This is a genomic window from Hydrogenophaga borbori, from assembly GCF_003417535.1.
Lineage (GTDB): Bacteria > Pseudomonadota > Gammaproteobacteria > Burkholderiales > Burkholderiaceae_C > Hydrogenophaga > Hydrogenophaga borbori.
Window position 1 is genome coordinate 56,919 of the sequence record NZ_QVLS01000010.1, and the last position, 12,066, is coordinate 68,984.

Below are 12,066 nucleotides of genomic sequence, written 5' to 3' on the forward strand. Positions count from 1 at the left end.
TTCCCCATGGACCGTCGCGCCCTCCTGCAAGCCACCGCCGGCCTGGCCGCCACCCTGGGCCTGGGCCGCGCGGCCATGGCCGCCAGCCCCCTGACGGTGGCCGTCATGATCCCGCAGAGCGGCCCCGCCGGCCTCTTCGGCCCCACCGCCAAGGCCTGCGCCGAGCTCGCCGCCGAGGTCATCAACGCCCAGGGCGGCGTGCTGGGCCGACCGCTCAAGCTGGCCTTCGGCGACGCCGGCGCCGCGCCGGCCGAGGCCGCGCAGTCGGCACTCAAGCTGTGGCGCGGCGCGGGCGCGGGCGCCGTCATCGGCATGCACGACAGCGCGGTGCGCGGCGCGCTGGTCAACCTCTTCAAGGGCCAGGTACCCTACTTCTACACGCCGGTCTACGAAGGCGGCGAGTGCGCCAAGGGCACCTACATGAACGGCGAGACGCCCTCGCAGCAGCTGGAGCCGGTCATCCCCTGGATCGCCGCCGAGCGCAAGCCCAAGAAGTGGTACCTGATCGGCAACGACTACGTCTGGGGCCGCAACACCAACGCCGCCGCCAAGGGCTACATCCAGAAGACCGGCGCCGAGGTGGTGGGCGACGAGTACCTGCCGTTCACCGTCGACAACTTCGACTCCAGCCTGGCGCGCATCCGCGACAGCGGCGCCGACGCGGTGCTGGTCTCGCTGGTGGGCGGCGCCTCGGTCAGCTTCAACAAGGCCTTCGCCGGGCTGGGCATGAGCGATCGCGCCCTGCGACTGGGCACGCTGATCGAGGAGAACACGCTGGCCGGCATCGGCGCCGCCAACGCGCGCAACCTGTACGCCAGCACCGGCTACTTCGCCAGCTCCACCGCGCCCGCGGCCAAGGCCTTCCTGGACCGCTTCAACCAGCGCTTCAGCGCCCAGGCCCCGGGACTGAGCACGCTCACCGAATCGGTCTACGAAGGCTTCCTGATGCTGCAGGCCATCGCCACCAAGGCCAAGTCGCTGGACGTGGCCAAGATGGACGCCGCCAGCGAGGGCGCGAGCTACCAGGGCCCGCGCGGCACCGTCACAATGCGCGCGCGCCATGTGGAGCAGGACGTGTTCGTCGCCGATGTCACCGACAAGGGGTTTCGCGTCGTCAAGACCTTCCCGCGCATCGGCGCGGGCCAAACCTGCAAGGTCTGACCGCGCATGGACCCGGGCCTGCTGCTGCACCTGCTCAACATCGCCTACGAACTGGCCACGCTGGCGCTGACCACGCTGGGCCTGGCCGTGGTGTTCGGCCTGCTCGGGGTGATGAACATGGCGCACGGCGAGTTCGTGATGCTCGGCGCCTACGCCGTGGTCGCGGTGCAGTCCTGGGGCTGGCCGCTGCTGGCGGCCGCGCCGCTGGCCATGGCGGTCTGCGCGGCGCTGGGCTATGGGGTCGAGCGCTGGCTGATCCGCCCGCTGTACCAGCGCCCCTTCGACACCCTGCTGGCCACCTGGGCGCTGGCCATGCTCATGCGCAAGAGCGTGGAGGCGGTGTTCGGCAAGGGCTACCGCAACGTCGAAAGCGAGCTGGCCATGCCCATGAACCTGGCCGGCCTGCAGTACCCGGCCTACCGGCTGGGGCTGATCGCCTTCAGCGTGGGGGTGATCCTGTTCCTGTTTGTCTGGTACCGGCGCAGCGCCGTGGGGCTGCGCGTGCGGGCCATGGTGGGCAACCCGCTGCTGGCCCAGGCCCTGGGCATCGACACGCGCCGCCTGGCCTCGCAGGCCTTCGTGGCCGGCGTGGTCATGGCCGGGCTTTCGGGCGTGCTGCTGGCGCCGCTGATCCGCATCGAGCCCGGCATCGGCGTGGACTACCTGCTCGACGCCTTCTTCGTGCTCGTGGTGGGCGGCCTGGGTTCGCTGGGCGGCCTGGTCGGCGGCGTGGGCGTCATCGGCGGCACGCAGTCGGTGGTAAGCAGCGTCTCGGGCCAGACCAGCGGCTACGCGGTGGTGCTGGTGCTGTCCATGCTCTTCCTGTGGCTGCGACCGAATGGACTCTTCTCGCGCCGCTGAGGCCGCCCCCACCGCCATGCCGTCGACGACACGCCCGGGCCCGCGCCCGCTGCTGCCCCTGGCCCTGCTCGCGCTGGGCCTGATCGCCGTGCCGGTGCTGGGCGACGGCTTCCTGGCCTACCAGGTCGCGCTGTTCCTGATCTACGGCATCGCCACCCAGGGCGTGGCCCTGTGCTGGGGGCGCCTGGGCTTCCTGCCGCTGGGGCAGTCGCTGTTCTTCGGCCTGGGCGCCTACCTGGCGGGCGGCGCGCTCAAGGCCGCCGAGGCGCAGGCCGCCTGGACCCTGGCCCTGCCGCTGGCGGTGCTGCTGCCCGCGCTGCTGGCCTATGTGCTGGCGCGGCTGGTGTTTGCGCGCAGCCAGCGCAGCGGGCCGTACTTCTCGCTCATCACCCTGGCCGCATCGATGCTGGGCTTCCTGGTGGCGCAGCAGTGGTCCTCGGTCACCGGCGGCTTCAACGGCCTGTCCGGCGTGCCCGACCTGCCCGGCACCGAGCGATTCAGCACGCTCTACTGGGTGGTGGCGGCCGCGGCCCTGGCCAGCACGGCGCTGCTGGGCGCGCTGCTGCGCCGGCCCATCGGCGTGCTGTGGCACGCGATCGCGCAGGACGAGGAGCGCCTGCAGCTGTTCGGCTACGCCACCGACCGCATGAAGGCCGCCGCCTTCGCGCTCGCGGCCGCTCTGGCGGCGCTGGCCGGCGGGCTGTTCGCCGCGCACCAGGGCATCGTCACGCCGGTGGCCATGGGCTTCGTGCTGGCCACCGAGTTCGTCATCTGGGCCGCGGTGGGCGGCAAGCTCAGCCCGCTGGGCGCGCTGCTGGGCGCGGTGGTGGTGGGCTACGCCTCGTCCGAGCTGCGCGACCGCATCGCCTTCTGGGAGGTGCTGGTGGCCCTGGTCTTCATCCTCGTGGTGCGCTACCTGCCCGAGGGCCTGGCCGGCCTGGTGGCGGCGCGGCGCGCGCGCCGGGCCACCGCCGCCCCGGCCGAGGGCCCGCGCACGCCCGCGCCGGCGCGGCGCGCGCCCACGCCGGGGCTGTCGCTCGCCTTCGAGGACCTGTCGGTGGCGCAGAACGGCGTGCGCATCCTCGACGGCCTCTCGCTGGACCTGCAAGGCCCGGGCATCCGCGCGGTGATCGGCCCCAACGGCGCGGGCAAGACCTCCAGCTTCAACGCGCTCACCGGGCGCCTGCCGGTGCGCGGCGGGCGCCTGCGGCTGGGCGGCGAAGACGTCACCGGCTGGCCCACCTGGCGCGTGGCCGCGCAGGGCGTGGGCCGCAAGATGCAGGTGCCGACCGTGTTCCGCGAGCTGAGCGTGCGCGACAACCTGCTGATCGCGGTCTGGGCCGGGCGGCTGTCGGCGCGCGACACGCTGAGCCTGGCGCCGCACCAATGGACCACCCCGTTGCAGGACGAGCTGCTGGCGCGCTTCCCCGCCCTGCTCGATCAGTGGGGGGTGCCGGCCGGCGCGCTGTCGCAGGGCCACCGGCAGGCGCTGGAGTTCCTCATGACCGTGCTGCCCGAGCCCGGCCTGGTGCTGCTGGACGAGCCCTGCGCGGGCCTGTCGAGCGCCGAGACCCGGCACATGGCGGACGCCATCCAGGCGGCGGTGCGGCGCCTGGGCGCGGCCGCGCTGCTGATCGAGCACGACATCGACGCCGTCGCGGCCCTGGCCGACGAGGTTTTTGTGCTGCACCAGGGGCGGCTGCTGGCGCGCGGCAGCCTGCGCGAGGTGCAGGCCGATCCCCAGGTTCGCGCGGTGTACGCGGGAGGGCACAAATGAGCGCGACGGCGGGCGAGGGGCTGCGCTTCGAGGGCGTGGTCTGCGGTTATGGCGACACCATGGTGGTGCGCGGCCTGAGCGGCCGCGTGCGGCCGGGCCAGGTGCTGGGCGTGCTGGGCCGCAACGGCGTGGGCAAGACCACGCTGGTGCGCGCGCTGGCGGGCCAGCTGCCGCTGCGCGAAGGCCGGATCCACTGGCAGGGCCGCGACCTGGCGCGGGTGCCGGCGCACGCCCGCTGGGGCCTGGGCATCGCGCTGGCGCCGCAGGAGAACGTGGTGTTCGGCGACCTGAGCGTGGAGGAGAACCTCTGGCTGCACCGGCGCACGCGTGGCCTGGAGGCCTACGAGGCCTATCTCGACGCCTTTCCCCGCCTGCGGGAGCGCCGGGCCCAGCGCGCCGGCTCGCTCAGCGGGGGCGAGCGCAAGCTGCTGTCCTTCGTGCGCACCCTGGGCGCGGCGGCGGCGCTGAGCGTGCTGGACGAGCCCACCGAGGGCGTGCAGCCCGAGAACATTCAGCGCATGGCGGCCTGCGTGGCCGAGCGCCGCCGCCAGGGCGCGGGCTTTCTCATCGTGGAGCAGAACCTGTCCTTCCTGGAGGCCGTGGCCAACGAGGTGCTGGTGCTGGACCGCGGGGAATGCGTGCTCGAAGGGGCGATGGCGGAGCTGGGGCGCGAGCGGCTGGAGGCGCACTTGACTGTCTGAGGCTCTCTCGGGTTTTTTTGCTTCAGATGCAGCGGATGGGCGAGCCGAGGGCCCGGGGTGCGCTGCGGCGGGCTTCAATGCACAGCCCCTCGCTGCGCGAGGGGTTCGCTGCGGTGCTCGGGTGAGCGGCCCCGCGGCGGAACTCGCTGCGTGGGCTTTGCCCACTCCGCTCAAACAGCCGCCGCCAGTCAGTTCACGAAGCGCGCTGCGCGCGCGGGCCACTCACCCTGCGCTCCTCGCCTGCGCATAGGCGCCCGCCGCAGCGCACCCCGGGCCCTCGGCCAGCGACGTGACTGGCAAACGAAAGGGGAAGAAGGAGGAAGGAAGAGGAAAGCGGACATGCGCTTCCCTTGCAGGCGAACCCAGGTACCACCCGTCAGGGGTGGGCCCAGGGCCTTGGCGGCGCCTATGCGGTGCCGAGAAGCGCAGGGACTGCGGCGGCGCGCGCAGCGCGCTTGGTGAACTGACTCGCGGCGGCTGTCTGAGCGGAGCGCCTGGAGGGCGCGCAGCGAGGGGCGCCGCATTGAAGCCGCCACGGCCCTGGGCCCGCCCCTGACACGCCAACCACCATGGCCGGCCCAATGCAAACAGTCCCTCAAAGCCCGCTCAGATCCCGCATCACCTCCTCGCGCAGCCAGCGGTGGGCCGGCGCGGCGTCCTGGCGGGCGTGCCAGTGCAGCCGCACCTCGAAGCCCGCGATCGGCACCGGCAGCTCCACGGTGCGCAGCCGGCGCTCGCGCGCGTAGAGCTGGGCCACGCGCGAGGGCAGCACCACCACCAGGTCGCTGTCTTCCAGCAGGCTGGGCAGCACCGAAAACTGCGGTACCAATGCCACCACATTGCGCTGCACGCCGCGCTCGGCCAGCGCGCCGTCGACCAGCGCATGGCCCGAGGCCGGCGAGCTCACCATCACATGGCGCGCGCGGCTGAAGGTCTCCAGGTCGATGGACTCGCCCACGCCGGGGTAGTTGTCCGCCATCAGGCAGACGTAGCGCTCATGGAACAGCAGCTGATTGCGCGTGTGCGTGTGCAGGCTGGGCAGGTTGCCAATGGCCAGGTCCAGGGTGCCGCGCGCCAGGTCGTCCTGCAGGCCGCCGGACAGCTGCACGAATTCCACCTGGATGCGCGGCGCGATGGTCTGGAAGCGCCGCAGCAGCGGCGGCGTGAAGAATAGCGAGCCGATGTCCGACAGCGCGATGCGAAACCGCCGCGTGGAGCTGAACGGGTCGAAGGCCGCGTTCGCGTCCAGCGTGCCCTCGATGGCGTGCAGGGCCACACTGAGCTGCTCGTACAGCCGCTCGGCCACCGCCGTGGGCACCAGGCCGGCGCTGCCGCGCGAGAACAGCCGGTCGCCATAGACCTCGCGCAGCCGCGCCAGCGAATGGCTGATGGTGGGCTGCGTGAGGCCCAGGCGTTCGGCGGCCTGGGTCACGCTGCGGGTCTCGTAGATGGCAACGAGGGCCCGGATCAGGTTCAGGTCGAAGCGCGTGGGGTGGTGGTCCATCTTGTCCGTCGATATGTAACAAGGATGCCATGGATAGGTCTTCCGGTGGCCGCTCCCTAGCATCCCGGGATTGTCCGGCGCCCGCGCGCCACCCCTGGAGGCATTCAAGAATGGAGCGATCGTTCGCTGCCGAAGTCCGGTCCCTGCGGCTGGGCGCCGGCGAGACTTTTCACGGCGAGGGCATTCTCGCCGTCACCAAGGCCCTGCTGCAGTCCGGCGTCAGCTACATCGGCGGCTACCAGGGCGCGCCCGTGTCGCACCTGATCGACGTGCTGGGCGACGCGCGCGGCCTGCTCGACGAGCTGGGCGTGTACTTCGAGGCCAGCGCCTCCGAGGCCGGCGCCGCCGCCATGCTGGGCGCGTCCATCCACTACCCGGTGCGCGGCGCCGTCACCTGGAAAAGCACGGTGGGCACCAACGTGGCCTCGGACGCGCTGTCCAACCTGGCCTCGGCCGGCGTCACCGGTGGCGCCCTGGTGATCCTGGGCGAGGACTACGGCGAAGGCTCCAGCATCATCCAGGAGCGCACCCACGCCTTCGCCATGAAGTCGCAGATGTGGCTGCTGGACCCGCGCCCCAACCTGGGCTCCATCGTGGACGCGGTGGAGCGCGGCTTCGAGCTGTCGGAGGCCAGCAGCACACCGGTGCTGCTGCAGTTGCGCATCCGCGCCTGCCACGTGCACGGCAGCTTCGCCTGCAAGGACAACCGCTCGCCGGCGGTGTCCATGCGCCAGCCCATCGAACAGCCCGCCTACGACTACGGCCGCATCAACCTGCCGCCCTCCATCTACCAGCACGAGCGCCAGAAGGTGGAGCAGCGCTGGCCCGCCGCCCTGCGCTACATCCAGGAGGCCGGCCTGAACGAGCGCTTCGACGGCGACCTGTCCGACGTCGGCCTGATCGTGCCGGGCGGCCTGTACAACGGCGTGATCCGCGGCCTGCAGAGCCTGGGCCTGGCCGACGCCTTCGGCGCCTCGCGCCTGCCGATCTACGCGCTCAACGTGGTCTACCCGCTGGTGCCCGACGAGGTGCTGGACTTCTGCCGCGACAAGAAGGCCGTGCTGCTGGTCGAAGAGGGCCAGCCCAACTACATCGAGGACGCGCTGCACGCCGTGCTGCGCAAGGCCGGCGTCGACACGCGCCTGCACGGCAAGGACATCTTCCCCATGGCCGGCGAGTACACCGGCGACGTGATGGTCGAGGCCCTGGCGCGCTTCGTCGAACAGGCCGCGCCCGCCGGCCTCGTCGCCGCGCCCATCGCCGCGATGGCCAAGGCCCTGCGCGAGCACAAGGCCCAGGCCAGCCAGGCCATCGGCGCGCCCGTGCCCACGCGCCCGCCGGGCTTTTGCATCGGCTGCCCCGAGCGGCCGGTGTTCTCGGCCATCAAGCAGATGCAGGAGAAGCTGGGCCAGGTGCACGTGAACGCGGACATCGGCTGCCACACCTTCGGCACCCTGCCGCCCTTCAACGTGGGCAGCACCGTGCTGGGCTACGGCCTGGGCCTGGCCAGCTCATCGGGCGTGGGCCCGCTGCTGCCCAATCGCACCCTCAGCATCATGGGCGACGGGGGCTTCTGGCACAACGGCTTCACCAGCGGCGTGGTCAACGCGGTCTACAACGGCCAGGACTCGGTGCTGGTCATCCTGCAGAACGGCTACACCTCGGCCACGGGCACGCAGGTGATCCCGTCCTCGCCCTCGCAGCCGCTGTCCAAGCCGCTCACGCTGGACATCGAGAAAGCCCTGCATGGCGTGGGCGTGAAGTGGATCCGCAAGGTGGGCAGCTACCACGTGGAAGAGATGCGCGACACGCTGGAAGAGGCCATGTCCACGCCCGAGGGCGGGCTCAAGGTCATCATCGCCGACGGCGAATGCCAGCTGGAGCGCCAGCGCCGCCTCAAGCCGAAGCAGGCCGAACAGCTCAAGCGCGGCGAGCGCGTGGTGCGCACGCGCTTCGGCATCGACGAAGACACCTGCACCGGCGACCACTCCTGCATCCGGCTCTCGGGCTGCCCCTCGCTCACCATCAAGCCCAACCCCAGCCCGCTGCGCACCGACCCGGTGGCCAGCGTCAACAGCGCCTGCGTGGGCTGCGGCCTGTGCGGCGAAAACGCGCACGCCGCCGTGCTCTGCCCGTCTTTCTACAAGGCCGAGGTGGTGCAGAACCCCACGGCGTTCGAACGCTTCATGGCCCGCGTGCGCGGCGCCCTCATCGAAAGGCTGGCGGCATGAGCGCCGCCGGGCCGCTCCCCAGGCGCTCAGCCCTGCAGTGCGCTGCACGAAAGGAAATCCAATGACACAGGCCCTGTGCATCCTCATCGGCGCCATGGGTGGCGAAGGCGGCGGCGTGCTGTCCGACTGGCTGGTCGACGCCGCCATGCAGGCCGGCTTCCCGGTGCAAAGCACCTCGGTGCCCGGCGTGGCCCAGCGCACCGGCGCCACCACCTACTACGTGGAGATCTTTCCCCAGCGCCGCGCCGAACTCGGCGGGCGCGAGCCCGTGCTCTCGCTCACGCCCACGGCGGGCCAGGTGGACCTGATGGTGGCGTCCGAACTGGTGGAGGCCGGCCGCGCCATCCAGAACGGCTACGTGCACCCGGCCAAGACCCTGCTGATCGCCTCCACCCACCGCGAGTACGCGGTGTCCGAGAAGGCCGCCATGGGCGACGGCCGCTTCGACAGCGAGCGCGTGCTGCAGGCCGCGCAGGCCCAGGCCCGCGCCGCCGTGCTGCTGGACATGCGCGCCCTGGCGCAGCAGCACGGCACCGTCATCAACACCGTGCTGTTCGGCGCCATGGCCGGCTCGGGCGTGCTGCCCTTCTCGCGCGAGCAATGCGAGCAGGCCATCGAGCGCTCCGGCAAGGCGGTGCAGGCCAGCCTGCGCGGCTTCGCCGCCGGTTTCGAGGCCGCCTCGGGCCGCGTGCAGGCCAGCACCCAACTGACCGAACGCCTGCAGGGCACCGACCGCCTGCCCGCGCGCGCCCGCGCCTGGCCGGCCGCGCTGCACGAGGTGGTGGCCTCGGGCGTCGAGCTCACCACCCACTACCAGGATGCGCGCTACGCCGAGCAGTACCTGGACGCCGTGGAGCGCCTGCTGGACGCGCAGCGCCGCCTGGGCCAGAGCGACTGGGCCGTGACGCGCGAGGCCGCGCGCTACCTGGCCCTGTGGATGTGCTACGAGGACGTGGTGCGCGTGGCCCAGCTCAAGACCCGGCGCGAGCGCCTGGAGCGCGTGCGCCGCGAGGTGGGCGCCAAGCCCAGCGACGCCCTGCGCACCACCGAGTACCTGAAACCCGGCATCGACGAGATCGCCTCGCTGCTGCCGCCGGTGCTGGCCCGTGCGCTGCTCAAGGCCACCGAGGGCCGCGCCTGGCACCGGGGCCTGCTGGTGCGCACCGACACGCTGCGCGGCTTCCTGGTGCTGTGCGCGCTGCGCTCGTTCAAGGTCTTTCGGCGCCATGGATTCCGCTATGCGCAGGAACAGGCCGCCATCCAGCGCTGGCTCGACGCCATCGAAAGCCACCTGCCCGACCCGGCGGCGGCGCTGGAGATCGCGCTGGCCGGCAACCTGGTGAAGGGCTACGGTGAAACGAACCGGCGCGGGCACCGCAACCTCACGGCCTTGCTCGACGCGGCACAGCCCGGCACCCCGGCGCAGCGGCTGCGCGAGATCCGGCTCGCCGCGCTGGCCGACCCGCAGGGCAAACAGCTCTCGGGCGCGCTGGGCCGGCCGGTGGTGGCGCAGCCCATCCGCATCGTGCGGCGGCCGCAGGCCTGAGGGCGGGCTCCGATACCGCCCCTGCCGCGCGGGTGGACCAGAGGCCATCATTCGGGCGGACCAAACTGTCTGTCCATCCTTCACCACGCCATGGCCCCTCACATCCGCTCTGCAACCACCAACGACGCCGCCGACATCTGCGCCGTGATCCGACGGTCCATCACCGAATGCTGCGTCGACGACCACCAAGGCGACGCCGAGTTGTTGAAAAGCTGGCTTCGCAACAAGACCGTGGCCAGCGTTGAAGCCTGGCTGAGGGACCACGAGGCCCATTGCATCGTGGGCGAGCGGGACGGCGCGGTCCACGGATTCGGCATGTCGCGCGGCGACCAGATTCTGCTCTGCTATGTGACGCCGGAGGCGCGCTTCACCGGCCTTGGCAAGGCCTTGTTGCAAACCCTCGAACGGCGCGCCGCCGCGCAAGGCCTGTCGACGCTTCGCCTGGACAGCACCCGAACCGCGGAAGCCTTCTACCGCCGCAACGGCTTCCTACCGACGGGGCCTGCCGTTCAAGCCTTTGGCTTGCGCGGACAACCCATGTCGAAGGCGGTGCGTTGATCGCCAGGCACCACGCACTGAGGGTCAGCCCTTGCATGGGGTGGCCGGCGGGCGGCTAAGCTCGCACCGCCCTTGGCCTGGCGACCTGCTTCCCATGACCCTGCCCACCGCCCTGACCGCTGCCTGCGCAATGTTCGTGATCGCCCAGCTGGTGGTCGACCGGCTGCAATGGCCGCTGGCGCGGATGATCACCAAGCTGGGGGCCAGCACGTGCTTCGTCGCGCTGGCGATTGCCTTGGGTGCGATGGAATCGCGCTACGGCCAATGGGTGCTGGGCGCGCTGCTGCTGGGCTGGCTGGGGGACGCGCTGCTGCTGGGGCAGCGATCGGCCGCCTTCATGGCCGGGCTGGCGGCCTTCCTGCTGTCGCACGGCTTGTACGCCACGGCTTTTGCGGCCGGCCCGCTCAGCTGGCCGGCCATGGGCGTGGCGCTGCTGCTCGCGGTGGCGGCGGGCTTCGGGGTGCTGCGCTGGCTGCTGCCGCACACGCCGGGCGCGTTCAAGGGGCCGGTGCTGGCCTATGTGGGGGTGATCCTGGCGATGTGCGTGGCGGCCACGGGGCATGCGGTGGCGACGGGGCGCTGGATCGTGCTGCTGGGGGCGGTGCTGTTCGCCATCTCCGACATCGCGGTGGGGCGGGAGCGCTTCGTTCGGTCCTCGCCGACGAACCACCTGTGGGGGTGGCCGACGTACTTTGGGGCGCAGGTGCTGTTGGCGTGGTCGGTCGCAACGCCATGACGCGCACCATCCAGATACCCCGCTCTCAGGCCAAGGGGCAGGCCCGGCAAAGTGCTGCTGGAGTTCTGGATCGGTGGTGTCCCATCCACCCAGGCAAAAGACATCGCCCAGGCCATTGCCATGGCCAAAGGCCACGAGGAGTGAACGCCATGCGAAAAGCCGAACCCGCCAACAAGCGCAAGACCAAAACCAGGCCGTACGACGTGGTGGCGTACCTCAACAGTCCCGAAGACATGGCCGCCTACCTGGACGCCTGGCTCGCCGAAGCACCCGACGACGCTGCCGGCATCGCCCGTGCCAAGGGCGTGCCACAGGTGGCCAAGGATGCGGGCCTTAGCTTCGTGTCGGCCGCGCCCATGGCGGCGGCCCTTCTCCACACCACTAGACTCTCACCTCTGCCGCTGAACCGCGCGCGGCCTGAAGCGCCATGCCACGGCCGGTGCGCGCAACCCACCCCACCGCCACCCCCCCCCATTTGCAGGAGCGCCTGTGTCCAACCCACCCCACAAAGACACGTCCAAGATGAGCTCGACCGAACTCCGCGAATACGCGGAGCGCTTGATGAAACAGGCCGAGGAACAGGCGACGAAGGAATTCGAATCCACGCTCAACTTCCTGTCGGACAAGCTCAGTCTGATGGGCAAGACGAAGAAGGACGCCGTCATCCATCTCATCAAGATGATGAAGTCCCACGAGGCGGAGGAGACGCTGGCCGAGCTGGCGGAAGGCGCGGGCTTCACCAGCCCCCGACGGGCCAAGGAGCGCGGCGATCTGGACAGCGAGGGGAATGCACCGGAGATCGGTGTGACCTACCAATTGCCCACGGGTGAAACCTGGAGCCGCAAGAGCAAGGTGGGGGCGACGAAGCGTGAGTTTGCGGCGTTTGCGAAGACGACGACTTGGGGGGCGATGAAGGTTTGAGGGGGTAAGCGGCTGCTTCTGCAGCGACCGAACTCTGACATCAAGCGGTCGTTCAGCGTGTGCAACGAAG

The 12,066-nt window shown here is 71.1% G+C and carries 10 protein-coding genes; 9 read left to right on the plus strand and 1 reads right to left on the minus strand.

Annotation, left to right across the window (positions count from 1 at the left end; translation table 11 throughout):
* Positions 1 to 6 precede the first annotated feature (6 nt).
* From DY262_RS15415 to DY262_RS15430, 4 genes are read left to right on the plus strand one after another with little or no spacing between them, the layout of a single operon-like run.
* Positions 7 to 1,161, plus strand: a complete 1,155-nt coding sequence (locus DY262_RS15415) for a substrate-binding domain-containing protein (RefSeq protein WP_116960001.1) — start codon at positions 7 to 9, stop codon at positions 1,159 to 1,161.
* A 6-nt stretch (positions 1,162 to 1,167) separates the two neighbouring features.
* Positions 1,168 to 2,022 (plus strand): branched-chain amino acid ABC transporter permease, encoded by an 855-nt coding sequence (locus DY262_RS15420; protein WP_116960002.1) that lies wholly within the window; start codon positions 1,168 to 1,170, stop codon positions 2,020 to 2,022.
* A 16-nt stretch (positions 2,023 to 2,038) separates the two neighbouring features.
* Positions 2,039 to 3,799 (plus strand): branched-chain amino acid ABC transporter ATP-binding protein/permease, encoded by a 1,761-nt coding sequence (locus tag DY262_RS15425; RefSeq protein WP_116960003.1) that lies wholly within the window; start codon positions 2,039 to 2,041, stop codon positions 3,797 to 3,799.
* Complete coding sequence (locus DY262_RS15430) at positions 3,796 to 4,500, plus strand: ABC transporter ATP-binding protein (protein WP_181936524.1); 705 nt, start codon at positions 3,796 to 3,798, stop codon at positions 4,498 to 4,500. Before DY262_RS15425 ends, DY262_RS15430 begins: the two co-directional genes overlap by 4 nt.
* 595 nt (positions 4,501 to 5,095) lie before the next feature.
* Here the strand turns inward: DY262_RS15430 and DY262_RS15435 are convergent.
* A complete protein-coding gene (locus DY262_RS15435; RefSeq protein WP_181936525.1) occupies positions 5,096 to 6,004 on the minus strand; it encodes a LysR family transcriptional regulator in 909 nt (302 codons plus the stop codon).
* A 110-nt stretch (positions 6,005 to 6,114) separates the two neighbouring features.
* On the opposite strand from DY262_RS15435, the gene DY262_RS15440 reads away from it, so the two are divergent.
* The 5 genes from DY262_RS15440 (at position 6,115) to DY262_RS21810 (ending at position 11,996) form a co-directional block, all read left to right on the plus strand.
* A complete protein-coding gene (locus DY262_RS15440; RefSeq protein WP_116960005.1) occupies positions 6,115 to 8,235 on the plus strand; it encodes a thiamine pyrophosphate-dependent enzyme in 2,121 nt (706 codons plus the stop codon).
* 61 nt (positions 8,236 to 8,296) lie between these two features.
* The gene (locus tag DY262_RS15445; RefSeq protein ID WP_116960006.1) at positions 8,297 to 9,781 is read left to right on the plus strand and encodes an indolepyruvate oxidoreductase subunit beta family protein; all 1,485 of its coding nucleotides are present in this window, start codon (positions 8,297 to 8,299) and stop codon (positions 9,779 to 9,781) included.
* Between the two features lie 90 nt (positions 9,782 to 9,871).
* Entirely contained in the window at positions 9,872 to 10,339 is a 468-nt protein-coding gene (locus tag DY262_RS15450) for a GNAT family N-acetyltransferase (protein WP_116960007.1), read from the plus strand.
* 94 nt (positions 10,340 to 10,433) lie between these two features.
* The gene (locus DY262_RS15455; RefSeq protein ID WP_116960008.1) at positions 10,434 to 11,075 is read left to right on the plus strand and encodes a lysoplasmalogenase; all 642 of its coding nucleotides are present in this window, start codon (positions 10,434 to 10,436) and stop codon (positions 11,073 to 11,075) included.
* A 522-nt stretch (positions 11,076 to 11,597) separates the two neighbouring features.
* Positions 11,598 to 11,996 carry a hypothetical protein gene (locus DY262_RS21810; protein WP_181936526.1) on the plus strand — a complete coding sequence of 133 codons (399 nt, stop codon included), beginning with the start codon at positions 11,598 to 11,600 and terminating at the stop codon, positions 11,994 to 11,996.
* Positions 11,997 to 12,066 lie beyond the last annotated feature (70 nt).